Annotated in this window: 15 protein-coding genes and 1 pseudogene; 9 read left to right on the plus strand and 7 right to left on the minus strand. The window is 49.1% G+C overall.

Translation table 11 applies throughout. The features are described 5' to 3' along the window. Window positions 1–3 precede the first annotated feature (3 nt). Window positions 4–381 (minus strand): carboxymuconolactone decarboxylase family protein, encoded by a 378-nt coding sequence (locus tag XMD564_RS03340; protein ID WP_173480796.1) that lies wholly within the window; start codon window positions 379–381, stop codon window positions 4–6. Window positions 382–459: 78 nt separating this feature from the next. Then, the gene (locus XMD564_RS03345) at window positions 460–2,202 is read right to left on the minus strand and encodes an alpha/beta hydrolase (protein WP_173507800.1); all 1,743 of its coding nucleotides are present in this window, start codon (window positions 2,200–2,202) and stop codon (window positions 460–462) included. Window positions 2,203–2,344: 142 nt separating this feature from the next. On the opposite strand from XMD564_RS03345, the gene XMD564_RS03350 reads away from it, so the two are divergent. Next, the gene (locus XMD564_RS03350; protein ID WP_371731430.1) at window positions 2,345–2,596 is read left to right on the plus strand and encodes a glutaredoxin family protein; all 252 of its coding nucleotides are present in this window, start codon (window positions 2,345–2,347) and stop codon (window positions 2,594–2,596) included. Here XMD564_RS03350 and XMD564_RS03355 read toward each other — a convergent pair. After that, window positions 2,579–4,438, minus strand: a complete 1,860-nt coding sequence (locus tag XMD564_RS03355; protein WP_173507801.1) for a transglycosylase SLT domain-containing protein — start codon at window positions 4,436–4,438, stop codon at window positions 2,579–2,581. The two genes, XMD564_RS03350 and XMD564_RS03355, sit on opposite strands and share 18 nt — an antisense overlap. 202 nt (window positions 4,439–4,640) lie before the next feature. Here XMD564_RS03355 and XMD564_RS03360 point away from each other — a divergent pair, with 202 nt between their 5' ends. Continuing rightward, a complete protein-coding gene (locus XMD564_RS03360) occupies window positions 4,641–6,530 on the plus strand; it encodes an ATP-binding cassette domain-containing protein (RefSeq protein ID WP_173484477.1) in 1,890 nt (629 codons plus the stop codon). Here XMD564_RS03360 and XMD564_RS03365 read toward each other — a convergent pair. Then, a complete protein-coding gene (locus tag XMD564_RS03365; RefSeq protein WP_173482405.1) occupies window positions 6,527–6,961 on the minus strand; it encodes a universal stress protein in 435 nt (144 codons plus the stop codon). The two genes, XMD564_RS03360 and XMD564_RS03365, sit on opposite strands and share 4 nt — an antisense overlap. 60 nt (window positions 6,962–7,021) lie before the next feature. Between XMD564_RS03365 and XMD564_RS03370 the strand changes: the two genes are divergently transcribed. The 4 genes from XMD564_RS03370 to XMD564_RS03385 all read left to right on the plus strand — a co-directional run bounded on the left by XMD564_RS03370 (window position 7,022) and on the right by XMD564_RS03385 (window position 11,049). Beyond that, entirely contained in the window at window positions 7,022–7,528 is a 507-nt protein-coding gene (locus XMD564_RS03370) for a hypothetical protein (RefSeq protein WP_173480802.1), read from the plus strand. Further along, the gene (locus XMD564_RS03375) at window positions 7,528–7,743 is read left to right on the plus strand and encodes a DUF1653 domain-containing protein (protein ID WP_173507802.1); all 216 of its coding nucleotides are present in this window, start codon (window positions 7,528–7,530) and stop codon (window positions 7,741–7,743) included. The genes XMD564_RS03370 and XMD564_RS03375 overlap by 1 nt, the downstream gene beginning before the upstream one ends. A 157-nt stretch (window positions 7,744–7,900) precedes the next feature. Further along, the gene (gene topA, locus XMD564_RS03380; RefSeq protein ID WP_173507803.1) at window positions 7,901–10,540 is read left to right on the plus strand and encodes a type I DNA topoisomerase; all 2,640 of its coding nucleotides are present in this window, start codon (window positions 7,901–7,903) and stop codon (window positions 10,538–10,540) included. After that, complete coding sequence (locus tag XMD564_RS03385; RefSeq protein ID WP_173507804.1) at window positions 10,540–11,049, plus strand: DUF6586 family protein; 510 nt, start codon at window positions 10,540–10,542, stop codon at window positions 11,047–11,049. The genes topA and XMD564_RS03385 overlap by 1 nt, the downstream gene beginning before the upstream one ends. A gap of 2 nt (window positions 11,050–11,051) precedes the next feature. Here the strand turns inward: XMD564_RS03385 and XMD564_RS03390 are convergent, their stop codons facing one another. The 3 genes from XMD564_RS03390 to lexA form a co-directional block, all read right to left on the minus strand. Beyond that, a complete protein-coding gene (locus XMD564_RS03390; RefSeq protein ID WP_173495447.1) occupies window positions 11,052–11,519 on the minus strand; it encodes a thioesterase family protein in 468 nt (155 codons plus the stop codon). A 129-nt stretch (window positions 11,520–11,648) separates the two neighbouring features. After that, complete coding sequence (locus XMD564_RS03395; RefSeq protein ID WP_173507805.1) at window positions 11,649–12,053, minus strand: SulA-like leucine-rich domain-containing protein; 405 nt, start codon at window positions 12,051–12,053, stop codon at window positions 11,649–11,651. 11 nt (window positions 12,054–12,064) lie between these two features. Beyond that, complete coding sequence (gene lexA / locus XMD564_RS03400; protein ID WP_173480808.1) at window positions 12,065–12,676, minus strand: transcriptional repressor LexA; 612 nt, start codon at window positions 12,674–12,676, stop codon at window positions 12,065–12,067. Between the two features lie 151 nt (window positions 12,677–12,827). On the opposite strand from lexA, the gene dinG reads away from it, so the two are divergent. The 3 genes and pseudogenes from dinG (at window position 12,828) to XMD564_RS03415 (ending at window position 16,762) form a co-directional block, all read left to right on the plus strand. After that, complete coding sequence (gene dinG, locus XMD564_RS03405) at window positions 12,828–14,945, plus strand: ATP-dependent DNA helicase DinG (protein ID WP_173507806.1); 2,118 nt, start codon at window positions 12,828–12,830, stop codon at window positions 14,943–14,945. Window positions 14,946–14,969: 24 nt separating this feature from the next. After that, window positions 14,970–16,283, plus strand: a pseudogene (locus XMD564_RS03410) (DEAD/DEAH box helicase); the annotation flags it as partial. Between the two features lie 269 nt (window positions 16,284–16,552). Then, window positions 16,553–16,762 (plus strand): hypothetical protein, encoded by a 210-nt coding sequence (locus XMD564_RS03415; RefSeq protein WP_173480811.1) that lies wholly within the window; start codon window positions 16,553–16,555, stop codon window positions 16,760–16,762. The last annotated feature ends 14 nt before the right edge of the window (window positions 16,763–16,776 follow it).

The raw sequence follows: 16,776 nt of genomic DNA on the forward strand, positions 1-16,776 counted from the left end.
CGCTTAAAGCTCTCCTGCCTCCTCAAGCACTGTCCGTGCAATACGAAAGCACTCAACGGCTGCAGGCACACCGGCATAGATGCCGACGGCATGAATAGCTGCTCGAATCTCGTCAACACTGCAACCATTATTCAATGCGCCCTTGCAGTGGGTTGCCCATTCGTGACTTTTGCCCATGGCGCCAAGCATCGCTAGATTCATTAACGAACGTGTTTTGGGATCAATGGCATCATCGCCCCAACCAAATCCCCAGCACCAAGCGGTCATCGCCTCCTGAAAGGGGCGGTTAAAGTCATCAGCAGCGGCTAGGTTTTTATCAACGTATTCAGCACCCAGTGTGCTGCGACGCATCTCTAAACCCTTATCAAAAAAGTTATCCATGTTGATCTCCTGATCGTTTCAGTCACACATAAAAAAACCGGGCACACAGTGTCCGGTTTTTTACATCGATTTGGAAGATTAATCGATACGAACTTTTACATAGCTACCAGGTGCGGCTTCAAGCGGTTTGTTCTCTTTGCTACCCAGAGTTTTCGGTGCATCCACTTTTTTACCAGCACGACGACGAACCCACTCAGCCCAGTTTGGCCACCAAGAACCTTCAACTTTTTCAGAGGTTTCAAACCAGTGGTCAGCGCCTTGGCCCTGCTCACCTTTAACCCAGTAGTTGCGACGGTTTTTAGAAGCTGGGTTGATTACGCCGGCAACGTGACCGCTTGCGCCAAGGACGAACTCGATCTCTGAACCAAAGGTCTCTGTCGCTTTGAAGGTCGCTTTCCAAGGTGCAATGTGGTCTTCAATGGTCGATAGGAAGTAACAAGGGATCTTGATCTCGCCAAGATCGATCTTTTCACCACAGATCTCCAGTGCATTCGGCTCAACCAGTTTGTTCTCTAGGTACATCTTATTGATGTAGTAGGTGTACATGGCCGCTGGCAGATTGGTGCTGTCCGAGTTCCAGTAGAGGATATCAAACGGCGGTGGAGTCTGACCTTTTAGGTAGTTGTTAACAACGTATGACCAGATGAGATCGTTCGAGCGCAACATGTTGAACGACGTCGCCAGTTCGCGTCCGCTCAGGAAGCCTGCTTGGCTCACTTTCTGCTCCAGCTGTTTGACTTGGTAGTCATCAATGAAGACGCAGAGATCACCTGGATCAGAGAAGTCTGTCAGCGTTGTAAGGAAGGTTGCGCTTGCGATGCTGGTATCTTTACGCTTCGCCATTACTGCTAGTGCAGTTGCTGTTAATGTGCCACCGACACACCAGCTCACCGTATTGATCTTATCGCTGCCAGAGACCTCTTTGGTCACACGAACGGCTTCGAAGATACCTTCTGACACAAGATCATCCCAGCTAAGGTTTGACTGTTCAGAGGTTGGGTTGCGCCAAGAGACTAGGAAGGTGTTTTGGCCCTGTTCAATACAGTACTTAACAAATGAGTTGTGTGGCTGAAGATCAAGGATGTAGAACTTGTTGATGCTCGGTGGAATGATCAGCGTCGGGCGAGTGTAGACCTGTTCACCTTCTGGCTTGTAGTGAATAACCTGAATGACATCGTTCTGGAAGATAACAGAGCCTTCGGTTGTGGCAAGGTTCTCGCCCAGCGTAAACGCGCTCTCGTCAGTCATTGAGATGCGACCTTTCTCAAAGTCGGCTAGCAGGTTTTTCATACCATCGAGCAGTGACTGACCCTTAGTATCAAGCGCCTGTTGCAGGACTTCAGGGTTAGTTGCTGCAAAGTTGGTTGGCGACATCGCATCGATGAACTGGCGAGTGTAGAACTCCAGTTTGTTCTGATCTTGATCCGATAGGTTCGCGCTCTCAGCCATCTGAGTCAGCATCTTAGAGCTCAGTAAGTAAGACTGCTTGATGTAGTCGTAAATAGGGTTAGTTGACCACTCTTCAGCCTGGAAACGACGATCGCCACGCTCTGGCTCAGCAACCGGTGCTTCAGTAGTATTACCGGTTAACAAGTTGCGCCATAGGTTAAACTGCGCAGTTTGGTAATCGGCGATTGCACGCATCCACAGGGTTGGATCTTGCAGTGAGCGCGTCGCAAGTTCTGTCCATGACTTGGTGAATTGAGAGAGCATATCCTCAGCACCCTTGCCAGAGAAGTTTTCAAGCATCTTGCTTGTCTCTTGGCTTACGTAGTTGATGAACTCTTGAGGATCAGTAGGTCCGTTACCTTTAGTCGCCATGGTAAAACTCCAGTGTGAATGACGTTTGATGCAGTGAATGTTGCACCGCAAAATATTATCGTAGAATAACCCCAAGATTCGTAGGGAACAAGTTAGAGGTTAGTCTTACTCTATGGCTTTAACACTAAGGGATTTTTAAATCGTGAAATTGTTGGAATTAATGACGACAGAAGGTTGTCATCTGTGTGATCAAGCACTCCCTCTGTTGGTCTCTGGTATTGATCCGTCAAAGTATGAAGTGGATCTGGTCGATATAGCCTTTGATGACGAGTTGATGAATCAATATGCCACCCGGATACCGGTCTTGGTCGATCCTCAATCTAAGCAGTCACTGGATTGGCCGTTTGATGCTGAGCAGTTGGCACAGTTTATCAGATCAGTTGAGGGCCAGTAGGGCCTGTTCGGTCGGTGTTAGCATCTGTCGTGTTTGGCCCTTACGCTGTGCGTAGATTACAGAGAAGCTGAGAACATTCTGCACATAGGTACGGGTCTCATCAAAGGGGATGAGCTCTATGAATATCTCCAACGGCAAATTCTCACGGCCCTTCAGCCAACGGCTGACACGGTGAGGCCCCGCATTATAGGCCGCCGTTGCATAGATTCGATTTTTATCAAATTGACGATACATCTGCGCTAGGTAAGCTGTACCTAGCTGTACATTGAAATCAGGATCGTAGAGGCGGTTACTACTTTTATACTTCACCTTGATTGCTTTGGCAGTGCGCTTAGCCGTTCTGGGCATCAGCTGCATGAGCCCTCTAGCACCAACACTGGATCGAGCCCAGGGGAATAGGGCGCTCTCCTGTCTAGCAAGAGCCTGTGCCCAGATAGGGTCTATATTTCGCTTATTGGCATGTTTGATAAAGAGACTCTCAAACCCCTCTGGGAAGCGAAGATCCATATCATTCCAAAACTCATTGTAAGCGGCAGCGAGTATTCCTTGTTGGTACCAACCTAGCTCATTCATCAAGTGCGCGGCGTGTTGGATCTCATTCGAAGACATCGTCTCTATCCAACGATTAAACTCAGATCGTGAAACTGTATAGCGATCAAGCGCTGTCAGCTCTTTAATGCGCAGATAGTGTTTGGAGTCTCTTAATTTAGCTAGCAGGGTTGGATCAAGCGTGATCGGTTCATGATTCAAATCAGCGGGTTGCCCAAGATGATCAGCTGCTAGAAATCCGTAAAAACTGCGTTTGGTACGAAGTGTATCTAATATCTCTGTTCGCATTGGATTATTGGGGAGTGCGGCTAGCCAATATTGCCAACGAGGGGAGTCTTGCAGCTCTTTAGGGAGCTTGGCAATCAGGGTGGCGACCTCCTGCCAGTCCTGTTCAAGCAGGGCTAAGCGTATGCGCCATTCAGTGAGTTCAGCACTGGCAAAGGTTGGATCAAGCTTGGCGAGTTTGATTCGATCATGTGCATCAAGCTCCTTAGCGACCCTTACACCAACACGCGTGAGCTCTTGTAAATTATCCGCCAGACTCAGATCAAATCCTTTGCCCAGTTTTAGCAACAGATTTAACGCTTCATATGGGTCGTGACGATACGCACGTTCAATCGCAATGCGTTGAATTTTGGCGAGCTGCTTAGCTGAGTAACCGCTGCCCATTCGAAGGACTTTAAAGGGTGATCGATAGACCGATCGAGCCGCATCAGCAATGCGACGATCAGACTCTGACTTAACAAAGCGCAGCGCATAACCCGACAGTCCCCATTTGTTGGCATCCAACGCATTGAGAACCCGTTTGAGTGCGACATCGCTGGTCAGATCACCATTGGCTCTAAACAGTCTGAATAGATCATCACAACTGTCTGGCTGAGAGCGGCCCACACTCCAGAGTGATGCCGCAAGTTTAGAGGCTTCAGTTGTGCGCTTTTGTCGATAGAGAGCTTCGGCATAGCGACACTGCATCTCAGTATTAGGGGAATCGATCTCAGTGTAGTGGCTGAGGAATGCCCCCCAATCTCTCTTTTCCCCTAGATGCTCTGTGTAGTTGAAACGCAATAGCCCCTCTAAGTGTGAATCAGGGTACCGGTTGGCAAACTGTTGAATATCCTCTGGCGTGAGTCGATTCAGTTCGGCACTGTACTGATTGAAGACTAGGTAGGGGTAGAGAGGGTAAGACTCGAGCTGTTTAGCGGCGGGGTCATCAAGATCTAAGCGACCCAGTTTGGCGAGTCTCTCGGCTTTTAGAAATGCGAGTTGCTCTGCACTCTCTTTACCTTTGGCCATGGATTCTATGCTGATGGCAAAAGTGCTAAAGAGAATGGGGGGCTAAGTATTTGTTCAATTTATTCGTTGTTAACAAAGCTCGCACTCAAATAAGTCTCTGCACTAACTATGGTTTAAATCTGCAAAAATTTCACCCCTTGTCAGGTTAATTTTTAGCAACTGAGTTAAACTACGCGACCAGTTTTACAATTAAGCGACTCACATGGCATTTATTCGATTTGATCAGGTCTCTCTGGCCTTTGGTACCCGAGCAATTTTAGACAACGCAAACCTGCAAATTGAGGCGGGTGAGCGAGTAGCGCTGGTCGGTATTAACGGTACGGGTAAATCAACCCTACTAAAAATCGTTTCGGGTGAAATGGACGTTGATAGCGGTGTCATTTGGCGCAGCCCAACCGCTCGAATTGCTCAGTTACCACAGAGCCTACCCGCGGCCGATGAACGATCGGTTCGCAGTGTTGTAGAAGCAGGTTTGGCTGATCTGGTTGAGTTGCGAGATCGCTACGAGACATTACTGGCTAACAGTAATGCTTCGCTCGATGAGTTGGAGCGTCTTCAGCATGATCTGGAAGCCCGTGATGCTTGGTCACTTGAGACGCGTGTGGATCGCATTCTTAGTCAACTTCAGCTACCTGGCGAAAAGCTGATGTCTGAACTCTCAGGTGGCTGGCGCCGTCGAGCTGCCTTAGGGGCTGCACTGGTTCAAAGCCCTGATCTGTTGCTGCTGGATGAGCCAACCAACCACTTGGATATTGAGACCATCGAGTGGTTAGAAGAGGTATTAGCCGCTTACAAAGGCGGGCTTCTATTTATCTCGCACGACCGTGCTCTAGTCGAGCGTTTAGCAACCCGTATTATTGAGTTAGACCGAGGTCAGTTGGTCGACTTTCCAGGCAGTTATGCAACCTACCTTACGCAAAAAGAGAAATTGCTCGAGGAGGAGGCCAAGCAGGCTGCTCTGTTTGATAAAAAATTGGCGCAGGAAGAGGCGTGGATACGTCAAGGTATCAAAGCTCGTCGTACCCGTAACGAGGGACGTGTTCGTGCTCTGAAGCAGCTGCGTGTTGAGCGATCCGAACGCCGTGAACGTCAGGGTAAAGCCAAGTTCGATGTGGAAGAGGCGGTTCGCTCGGGTAAGTTGGTGGCCGAGCTGCAGAATGTCTCGCTGAGTTATGCGGGACAGCCAGTCGTTAAGGATCTGTCAGTGCGTATTCAGCGAGGCGATCGCATCGGTCTGATTGGTCCGAACGGTATTGGTAAGAGTTCGCTGCTTAAGTTGATTTTAGGGGAGCAGGCTCCGGATCAGGGGGATGTGCGCCTTGGTAGCCAACTGGTGGTGGGTTATTTCGATCAGCTGCGTGGCCAAGTGGACCCCGAGAAGAGCATCATCGATAACGTCTCAGGCGGTCGTGAAAGTATCGATATTAACGGTCGATCACGTCATATCATCAGTTATCTTCAAGATTTCCTGTTCACACCAGAGCGTGCGCGCACACCGGTTAAAGCCCTGTCCGGCGGCGAGACTAACCGCGTGATGTTGGCTAAGTTGTTCAGTCAGCCCTCGAACCTGTTGGTGCTCGATGAGCCGACCAATGACTTGGATGTCGAGACACTGGAGCTGCTCGAAGAGATTCTGCTCGACTATCAAGGGACTCTTTTGTTGGTGAGCCATGATCGTCAATTCCTCGATAACATCGTCACCAGCACGCTTGCGTTTGAGGGTGAGGGTGTCATTCGTGAATATGTGGGCGGTTACCACGACTGGTTACGTCAGCGACCTAAAAATGTAGTGACTCAGAGTGTTGTACCAAAATCTGAGCCAGCTAAACCGGCTAAAAAAGAGGCTGCAGAGGCTAAAAAGCCCGTTAAACTCTCCTATAAACTGCAGCGAGAGTTGGACATGCTTCCAGAACAGATGGAGCAGACTGAAGCGGCCGTTGAAGCGCAGCAGGCCGTTTGTGGTTCAGCGGACTTTTATCAGCGACCTCATGAAGAGGTCACCGCTGAACTTGAAAAGTTAAGCACTCTAGAAGCCCAGTTGGAGACGCAGATGGAGCGCTGGATGGAGTTAGAGGCGATGGCTGAGGGTTAATGCCCCAATCGTACGGCCAGAATATCGCACTCTGCGCCGTGCAGAACGCCATTGGAGGTGGACCCAAGTAACAGCGATAGACCATGGCGACCGTGAGAGCCAATCACGATGAGATCAGTTTTAAGATCTTTCGCGACGGCATGAATCTCTGAACCAGTGTTGCCCGTTGCGACAATCGCTTTATTAATAGGGTAGCCAAGGCTGGTGGCAAGGGCGCTCAGTTTAGACTCGGCGTGGTTCTCAATTTGAGTTTGGATGTCGGCAATGTCGACAGGGATCTCACCGCCATAGGCGTAGCTGACAATCTCGACCACATGAATCAGATTGAGCTCAGCTTGATTCTGTTCGGCTAGCAGTTTGGCTCTTTCAAGCACAACACCAGACTCTTCAGAAAGGTCGATGGCAACAAGAATACGATTGTAGTGACTCATGGTGATTCTCCCTGTTTAGTCCCTACTACTATTAATAGCAGACAAGAAGGTTTTTAACATATGAAGTGGGCAATTATTGTTCTGATCATGCTCTCTTTGATCGGTTCTATGATGTGGGTCATGCCAAGTCCTCGTCAGCGCTTCCAATCTAAGCTCAGACTAGAGGCACGCAAGCTCGGTTTTCAGGTGCAGCTATCGCGTCTAGAGATACCCAGAGCCAAGGGCGAGATGGAGTCAGAAATTATCAATATGGCGGCTTACCGTATGCTGCGTGGCAAATTGGATCGATCAGCAAAAGAGCAGTGGGTTGAGTGGATGGTGGCTCGAGTCGACGCCATGGCCGCTGATGGCCTTCCTGAGGGCTGGTCCTGGGCAAAGGGTGAAAGATCTTTGAGTCCTACTAAGCTGAAAGCGCTCAGTGATTGGCTTGATCAGTTGCCTGAAGAGGTCGTTGCGGTTGAATCAACCGCCATTCACCTGACGCTCTATTGGCGCGAACCCGAGCGGGCTGGCGCACTGGATGAGCTAGGTGAAAAGGCCAATCAACTGTTAACGGAGATGATTTAATGAGCGGCGAGTTAATCCCAGGGATTTACAGACACTATAAAGGCAATGACTACGAAGTGATTGGAACCGCCAGACACTCAGAGACAGAAGAGTTGATGGTGGTCTATCGAACACTCTATGGCAACTTCGATCTCTGGGTGCGTCCCTATGAGATGTTTGTTGAAAAAGTGCGTTTAGAGTCTGGGGAAGAGGTTGATCGATTTTCACTGATCTAAACAGCTCTCTTAGCACTTATTATTAAGGCGTTTATTTGCATTTATTTTTTAGCGCTGTATTGTTGCGCCGATAAATTTTTTGCAATGCTCACTTGACGCTGAAGTCAGTTTCCACGTATTTGTAAAAATAGACAGAGTTTTGAATAGGTAGATAAAGATGGGTAAAACCCTGGTAATTGTGGAGTCACCAGCCAAGGCCAAGACGATCAATAAGTATCTTGGTAACCAGTACGTGGTTAAGTCCAGCGTTGGTCACATCCGTGATCTGCCGACCAGTGGTAGTGCCCAGAAGTCTGATCCTAAAGAGCGCGCTAAACAGGCTGCTTTGACACGCAAACTCTCGCCAGAGCAGAAGGTTGAGCATAAAAAGCGCAAACAGAAAGAGCAGCTTATTGCCCGTATGGGGATTGATCCCAACAAGGATTGGGCAGCTCATTATGAGATCCTTCCCGGTAAAGAGAAGGTCGTTGATGAACTGCGCAAACTGGCTAAGAGCGCTGATCAGATCTATCTCGCAACCGATTTGGACCGTGAAGGGGAGGCCATTGCATGGCACCTTCGCGAAGCGATTGGCGGTGATGATTCACGCTACCGTCGTGTTGTCTTTAACGAGATTACCAAGAAAGCGATCAATGAAGCGTTCGAAAAACCGAGCGATCTAGACCTAAATCGTGTTAATGCGCAGCAAGCGCGCCGTTTTCTTGACCGCGTTGTTGGTTATATGGTCTCTCCACTTCTTTGGGAGAAGGTGGCTCGTGGTCTGTCGGCGGGTCGTGTTCAATCCGTTGCGGTACGTCTGGTCGTTGAGCGTGAACGTGAAATTCGTGCCTTTATTCCCGATGAGTATTGGGAGTTGCATGCGGATGCGCAGACTCAAGGTGATAAGGCGGTTCGTCTAGAGGTCGTTAAACAGGCCGGTGCGGCATTTAAACCGACCAATGAAGATCAGGCGATGGCGGCAGTCAAAGCGCTGCAAAGTGCCTCTTATGAGGTCGTTAATCGTGAAGATCGTCCAACTAGCAGCAAGCCCTCTGCACCCTTTATTACCTCTACCTTGCAGCAGGCCGCCAGCACCCGTTTAGGTTTCGGTGTTAAGAAGACCATGATGCTCGCTCAGCGTCTCTATGAAGCGGGTTACATTACCTACATGCGTACCGACTCGACTAACTTAAGTAACGAGGCGGTTGAAGCGGCACGAGAGTTTATTGGTTCTCAGTTTGGTGGTGAATACTTGCCACCTCAGCCGATTCGTTATAGCTCTAAAGAGGGCGCACAAGAGGCGCACGAGGCGATCCGTCCATCTGATGTCAATGTTACCTCTGACTCATTGAACGGTGTCGATGCCGACGCAGTTCGACTCTACGACCTGATTCGTAACCAATTCCTAGCCTGTCAAATGACACCCGCTCGTTACCTAAGTACCCGTGTCACAGTGAAAGCGGGTGCCTATGAGCTGACCACTAAAGGTCGTGTCTTGCAGTTCGACGGTTACACCCGTGTGATGAACTTCCGCGGTAAATCGGATGAAGATCAGATCCTACCTGACATGCAGGTGGGTGAATCACTAAAACTTAAAGCCTTGGACCCTAGCCAGCACTTTACGAAACCGGCACCGCGCTACACAGAAGCGAGTTTGGTTAAAGAGCTTGAGAAGCGCGGTATTGGTCGTCCGTCCACCTACGCAGCGATTATCTCGACAATTCAAGATCGTGGTTACGTCGAAGTTCAAAACCGTCGCTTCTATGCACAAAAAATGGGCGATATCGTTACGGATCGTCTGGCTGAAAGTTTCCCAGATCTTATGGACTTCAGCTTTACCGCGCGTATGGAAGAGAAGCTGGATGATGTGGCAGAAGGTGACATCAACTGGAAGGATCTTCTTAACAACTTCTACACACAGTTCGAAGGCGAACTGGAAGCGGCTCAATCAGCGGATGGCGGCATGCGTGCCAATGATCCAACCGAGACCGATATCAGCTGTCCAGCATGTCAGCGCCCAATGATGATTCGTACGGCAACGACGGGCGTCTTCCTGGGTTGCTCTGGTTATGCTTTGCCACCTAAAGAGCGCTGTAAAACGACCATCAACCTGATTCCTGGTGATGAGGTTGTCGCAGTGGATGCAGACGATGAGGCAGAGTCACGTCTGCTTCTAGAGAAGCACCGTTGTGGTAAGTGTGGCTCCTCTATGGACTCCTACTTGATCGATGAGAAGCGCAAGTTACACATCTGTGGTAACAACCCAGATTGTGACGGCTTTGAGGTCGAAGAGGGTAACTACCGTATCAAGGGCTATGAAGGCCCTGTAGTCGAGTGTGATAAGTGTAGCGCTGAGATGCACCTTAAAACGGGCCGTTTCGGTAAGTTCTTTGGTTGTACCAACTCAGAGTGTAAAAACACACGTAAGCTGCTCAAGAATGGTGAAGTTGCTCCGCCTAAGATGGATCCAGTTCCGATGCCGGAGCTTAAGTGTCAGAAGGTTGACGATACCTACATTCTGCGTGATGGAGCCAGTGGTCTATTCCTAGCAGCAAGCCAATTCCCACGTAATCGTGAGACCCGTGCACCTCTGGTCAAAGAGTTGATCCCACATAAAAATGCGATTGACCCTAAATATCACTTCTTACTGGAAGGGCCTCAGCAAGATGAGCAGGGTAACCCCGCTCAAATACGTTACAGCCGCAAAACCAAAGAGCAGTACCTTATGACGGAAGTTGACGGTAAGGCAACTGGTTGGAGAGCTTACTTCACCAATGGTATGTGGCAAGTTGAAGCAGCCAAAGCTAAGAAGCGTTAATGGCTGACCTATACTCCCAGCGTGTGAATCAGACACTCGCGTTTGCACAATACGCGCTGGTGGGTATCAACACTGAGTTGACCGGTGAATCGAACAATCGTATGAAGCTTCGTGGCCTGCAAGAGGCTGCGCTGTTTCATTTAGACAGTGCCTTAAAAGCCTATCTTAATGAGTTGGCTGAACGTGAGCGTGTCCTGCTGACCCAGTCGACACCCTCTGAATTGAGCAAGGCTTTTAAGCAACAGGGAATCCATTCCAGTGAGTTGGATGAGATGGAGCTGCTCTGTCAGGATTCCAGTAGTTGGTTGTCTAAGTTGATCAGTGCCATCAAAGCCATTCACAAACCCCTACCTCCCTCGCAAGAGAGCGCTAGCCAATCTGACATAGCAATTATAGATTTGGCCAAAGAACAAAGCCTTGAGGAGCAACTGGAGACTCAGTTGCAGGGTTGGTTTGAGCAGTTACGAGCGATGATTCTAAGACATCGCTCTAACGCGCAAGAGTGGTAAAATCAGTTCATTCCTTTCGTTTCAACACCCTTCACAAAGAGATGATCATTTAGATAGTGTCTTGTCGCATCCCCAAGTGGGGCTGATTTGCGACTGCTCACATCCATCTGAACAATGGTCGTCTCTGCCGTCGCGACACAGACGTCATCTTGGAACAGCACCTGGTAGAGTCCAAATGAGCTGGTACCCACCCGAGTTACACCGGTGCCAATATCTAGACGACCTGGCCAAGTGATCTCACCTAGAAAGTTCAAATGCAGACTGGCAATGACAAATTCGCAATTGTCATTGGCTAGTGGGTCTTTTGGATCGTAGAGAAATTCGACACGGCCCGTCTCTAGGTAGGTACTGAATGCGGCATTATTCACGTGGCCCTGACGATCGGTATCGGCATAACGGATCTTATCGAATGTTTGGATAGGGAAATCGGTTAACTGATACGGCTGCTGATTTGGCTTGTGCGATCCCACACTGTTCTCCTTGTAAGTGGTACTCCTCTATTGAGCCTATGATGGTTCTGGGTCTGATTCAAGCTAAATAAAAAAGCCGCTCAAAGAGCGGCTATGGGGGTCTTTGCTACAACGCAGCAAAGGGGGAGGCTAAATTTTTTTACGTACCAATAGACACTCTGTTTCGCTAGAGATCTGAGTGCGTTTCAGTTGGCTGACTAACGCGTCATCTGCAGGGTCGTTGTGCCAGCAGATCAAGGTGTGGCAGGTTCCCGCTTGCAGTGCGCGCTGAGCCAGTTTGTCTAAACCATGGCGCTTATCACGACGAAGTATCCAGACTTTTTTAAGGTCGACGCCTGCATCCGCTAGCACCTGCTTAGTTAATGATTTTGGCGGCTCTAACATAACCAGCCAGCTCTCTTTTTGACTTAATGCGGCAAGCATCGGCAGAAGCATGGTGTTCAGATTTACCTCTGAGGTGTGCTGAACTAGCTCAGTCATAACCAGTGGTTTAAGACCCGCATCATTCTGTGCAAATTGATTGTAAGCAAGCATGGTTATTACCTTTAAAAGTCATTCTGTTGACGAATTACGCCAACACCTAAGCCTTCGATGGTTAACTGCTCTTCACGAAGATCAACTTTAATCGGGTCGAACTCTTCGTTCTCTGCTATCAAGTAGACCATGTGACCATCGCGGTGGAAGCGTTTTACCGTGACATCTTCACCGACACGAGCAACGACTATCTGACCCTCACGTGCTTCACGTGTTTGGTGAACTGCTAAAAGATCGCCATCCATAATGCCGATGTCTTTCATACTCATGCCGCGGACACGGAGTAGGTAGTCTGCTCTTGGGCGAAAGAAGTCTGAACTGATGGTGCAGTAATCATCGATGTGTTGTTCAGCGAGGATGGGTTCACCCGCAGCAACTTGACCGATGATCGCTAGGCCCTCTTGCTCCTCCTCTTCACCGACGATACGGATACCGCGAGAGGTGCCAGGGATCATCTCAATGGCCCCTTTACGTGCTAAGGCCTTTAGGTGCTCCTCTGCCGCATTTGCAGATTTAAACCCTAGATCGCGTGCGATATCGACTCGTGTAGGTGGAAATCCTGTTTCATCAATATGGCGACGGATGCAATCCAGCACCTCTTCTTGACGATTTGTAAGCTTCATAAACGCCCCCTATGACAGTACTGATTGGAATTTAAATGACTGTCTGTTTATTCAGTATTTGTATTTTTATACAGTATTTTAAATGTCGTCAAGTTTTTTCTGTTTGTATATCCAGTATTTTTGTATGATGGCCAACTAATTCGGAGGCGATGTGCTTAACAAAGAGACCCAAACCACCATACAGACAGCTTATCGCGCATTCCTAAATGCTCGCGATTTAAAGGCTCGTTATGCACAAAAGCATATGATTGCAGCGGTCGCACGGCAGTTGGGTGGTATCTTGTCGGACGATGCGGGTCAGCGTCTGGGTGAAAATCATCTGGTCGCCGTAGAGGCCGGAACGGGCACCGGTAAAACCATCGCTTACCTGCTGGCCGCACTTCCAATAGCGCAGGCTAAAGGTAAAACGCTGATCATTTCGACCGCTACCGTTGCGCTTCAGGAACAGCTATTACTTAAAGATCTTCCTGAGTTGGCTGAGCACGCCGGTATTGAATTTAAGTACGAAATTGCCAAAGGGCGTAGGCGCTACCTCTGTGTTAGTCGATTAGAGTCTCTTCTTAGTAATCAGCAGGATCTCTCACAGTCAGCCCTGTTTGAAGATGAGATGGCCCAAGTGTTAGGCCCTGAGCAGATCAAAGAGTACAGCGGCCTGTTGGATGAGTTTGCCAGTGGTCGCTGGAAGGGTGATCGTGATGAGCTAGAGCGCAACCTGGATGATGAGACCTGGATGCCGCTTACTTCAGACCATATGCAGTGTACCAATCGTCGCTGTGCGCATTTCAACGCCTGTCCGTTTTATCGTGCTAGGGCCGATATTGAGACAACCGATCTCTTGGTGGTCAACCACGATCTTGTACTGGCTGACTTGGCGTTAGGCGGTGGTGCGATTCTTCCTGAACCGGCCGATTCAATCTACATATTTGATGAGGCGCATCATCTGGGTGATAAGGCGACTAACCATTTCGCGCTCTCTATGCGAGTTAAAGCGAGTGAAAAAGCCTTCAAAACCCTGGAGCGTCAGTTAAAAGGGCTGTTGGATGAAGCGGATTCTGCATTGGTTTTGCAAGATCCAATCAGTCGTATTCAATCCAGTCTCAATGTGGTTCAGGGGCATCTGCAGCGTCTGGATGATCTAGTCTCTGAACAGTTTTTACTACTCCCGGTGGATGAGCGCAGGTTGCGCTACCCGCAAGGAAGGGTGCCCGACAGTTTGGCTAGCCTAACGCGTGAATTGGCTCAGTTTTTATCACAGGTAGATCCTCAGTTAGAGAAGATTATTAATGCCCTTAAAGGGGCGATGGAAGATGAAAAGTCTGCACTCGATAAGGGTGTAGGGGAGCGTTGGTTGCCACCGCTAAGTACCCAGTTTAGCCGTGTCCAGAAGATGATGTGGCTATGTAGGAGTTTCTCGCAAGATATTGAAAATGAAGAGGATAAAGTTGCAAGATGGTTGGTTCGTCATGAGTCTGAAGCGGGTCGCGATATTGAACTTCACAGTGCACCTGTCTCCGCTCAACACCATCTTCAAGATCTGCTCTGGGGTCAGTGTTACGGTGCGGTTTTAACCTCAGCAACGCTAACGGCTCTTGGGCGTTTTGATTCCCTCTTTACTCAATTGGGTCTGCCTTTGGATACGCCAGCACTGCGAATGCCTAGTCCTTTTGACTATGCCAACAAGGCCGTATTGCATGTCCCGAAAATGAAGTTCGATCCTTCAAAAGCCGATCTTCATACCGAAGAGATTACCGATTGGCTTAACCGAGAGTTACCCAATTTAACCTCTGTATTGGTTCTGTTCACCTCTTGGCGCCAAATGCGTCGAGTCGAGGAGTTAATGGATACCAAACTGCTATCGCGTTTAACGGTTCAAGGTGAACTCAGTAAGCAAGCGATGCTGGTGGAGCACAAAGCGAGAATCGACCGTGACGAACCCAGTGTTATTTTTGGTTTGGCGTCGTTTGCAGAGGGTGTAGATCTACCCGGTCACTACCTAAAAGATGTTATCATTACCAAGTTGCCTTTTAGTGTTCCAGATGATCCTGTGGATGCGACCTTGGCTGAGTGGATAGAAGCCCGCGGTGGTAACCCTTTCATGGAGATAAGTGTTCCCGCAGCCTCTATCAAACTAACTCAAGCGGCAGGCAGATTACTGCGTACGGAGAATGATTCCGGTCGAGTTGTCCTACTTGATAGGCGTGTTGTAACACGTCGTTATGGACAGCAGTTGATCGATGCGCTTCCTCCTTTTGCGCGCCATTTTGAATGATCTATTGATTGAGAGATCCCGATTTTGACTACAGATACCAACCCAGAACAGCAACAAGATAACCAAGATTCAAATGATAAGCGCCGTCGCACTCAGCGTCGTCGTCCCCGCAAAAGCCGTGACTACAAACCTCGTCGCTCGCAAGAGTGGAGCCTTGATCAGTTTGTTGTAGAGCCTCAAGAGGGTAAGGATCGTTTCCACGATTTCTATCTGCCAGACTCATTGATGCGTGGTATTCATGAACTTGGCTTTGAGTACGCAACACCGATTCAAGCGGCAACGATTAAGCCGGCACTTCAAGGCCGTGACATCATTGGTAAGGCTCAGACCGGTACCGGTAAAACTGCAGCTTTTCTAATCGGGATCATTACCGATCTTCTCGACTTCAAGTTGGATGTTGAACCGCGCAAGGGTGAACCCCGTGCATTGATCATTGCACCGACACGAGAGTTGGCTCTGCAGATTGCAGCCGATGCAGAAGGCCTATGTAAATACACTGGTTTAAGTATCGTCTCGCTGGTAGGTGGCATGGATTATGACGTGCAGCGTGCAGCACTCGCCAAAGCGCCTGTCGATATTTTGGTCGCGACACCGGGTCGCTTGATCGACTTCGTCAGAAATCAGGATATCGATCTCTACAACGTAGAGGTGTTGGTGCTGGATGAGGCTGATCGTATGTTGAGCATGGGCTTCATTCCCGATGTGCGTACCATCATTCGTTCAACACCGCGTAAGGGCGCTGAGCGTCAAACACTGCTCTACAGTGCAACCTTCACCGATGAGATTATGCGTTTAGCGGCGCAGTGGACGCGTGATCCGGTCACGATTGAGATCGAATCAGAGCATCAAACTACGGATAACGTTTCTCAAACGGTATTTCTTGTCTCAAGTGATGAGAAGTACAACTTGCTGCGTAACTACTTACGTATCAATGGCGTCGAGAAAGCGATCGTATTCTGTAACCGTCGTCATGAGACGCGTAAGTTGGCAGAGCGTCTAGAGAAAGACGGTGTCAAAGCGGCCATGATGTCGGGTGAGATCCCACAGAACAAACGCATCAAAACCCTAGAGGGTTTCCGCAGTGGCAAGATCGAAGTCCTAGTGGCTACCGACGTTGCTGGTCGCGGTATACACATTGATGGTGTGAGCCATGTTGTGAACTATCAGCTTCCTGAAGATGCGGATGACTATGTTCACCGTATTGGTCGAACCGGCCGTGCAGGCGCTACCGGTGAATCAATCTGTTTTGCCTGTGAAGACGATTCGTTCCTTATCCCAGACATTGAGTCGATGACCGGTGTTAAATTGAACTGTATCCACCCTGATGCTGAATTGCTGGTTGATCCAAACAGTGTTGTAGTGGAAGAGGCTGTTGAAACAGAGTCGACCGAATTGGAAGCGACAGAGACTGAAACTGAAACCGTTGTTGACGCGCCAGTGGCGGAAGAGCCTCTAGCAAATGAGTCAGTCGACCTAACGGAAGTCTCATCAGAAGAGACGGCTGGCGAGATTGATGTGCTACCCCTTGAAAGAGCTGCTGAGACAAGCGAAGAGCAGTTAGATTTAGAGATCACTGAAGAGAACGACGATAAGGAGTCTCGCAGTTAATGAGTGGTGATCGTCACGGCCTAGCGGGTATTCAAAAAATAGTGGCCATGATTGTCAGTGCGTTTTTCGCAGTGATTGGATTGCTAGGCTTTAGCAATAGTGGAGATCCGGTTCAACTGATCCTCTTTCTCGTTGCAGCGATCATCTCTTGGTATGTGATTGCGATGTTGTTCAAGTTGGTTGAACGAATTTTAGATTCCTTAGGTTAGGTTGAGTTAGGTAA

The organism is Marinobacterium sp. xm-d-564, from assembly GCF_013283345.1.
Taxonomy (GTDB): Bacteria; Pseudomonadota; Gammaproteobacteria; order Pseudomonadales; family Balneatricaceae; genus Marinobacterium_E.

Coding starts and splice junctions, on each gene's coding strand:
- XMD564_RS03340 (WP_173480796.1), bottom strand. CDS start 381: ATGGATAACTTTTTTGATAAGGGTTTAGAGATGCGTCGCAGCACACTG.
- XMD564_RS03345 (WP_173507800.1), bottom strand. CDS start 2,202: ATGGCGACTAAAGGTAACGGACCTACTGATCCTCAAGAGTTCATCAAC.
- XMD564_RS03355 (WP_173507801.1), bottom strand. CDS start 4,438: ATGGCCAAAGGTAAAGAGAGTGCAGAGCAACTCGCATTTCTAAAAGCC.
- XMD564_RS03360 (WP_173484477.1), top strand. CDS start 4,641: ATGGCATTTATTCGATTTGATCAGGTCTCTCTGGCCTTTGGTACCCGA.
- XMD564_RS03365 (WP_173482405.1), bottom strand. CDS start 6,961: ATGAGTCACTACAATCGTATTCTTGTTGCCATCGACCTTTCTGAAGAG.
- XMD564_RS03370 (WP_173480802.1), top strand. CDS start 7,022: ATGAAGTGGGCAATTATTGTTCTGATCATGCTCTCTTTGATCGGTTCT.
- XMD564_RS03375 (WP_173507802.1), top strand. CDS start 7,528: ATGAGCGGCGAGTTAATCCCAGGGATTTACAGACACTATAAAGGCAAT.
- topA (WP_173507803.1), top strand. CDS start 7,901: ATGGGTAAAACCCTGGTAATTGTGGAGTCACCAGCCAAGGCCAAGACG.
- XMD564_RS03385 (WP_173507804.1), top strand. CDS start 10,540: ATGGCTGACCTATACTCCCAGCGTGTGAATCAGACACTCGCGTTTGCA.
- XMD564_RS03395 (WP_173507805.1), bottom strand. CDS start 12,053: ATGCTTGCTTACAATCAATTTGCACAGAATGATGCGGGTCTTAAACCA.
- lexA (WP_173480808.1), bottom strand. CDS start 12,676: ATGAAGCTTACAAATCGTCAAGAAGAGGTGCTGGATTGCATCCGTCGC.
- XMD564_RS03415 (WP_173480811.1), top strand. CDS start 16,553: ATGAGTGGTGATCGTCACGGCCTAGCGGGTATTCAAAAAATAGTGGCC.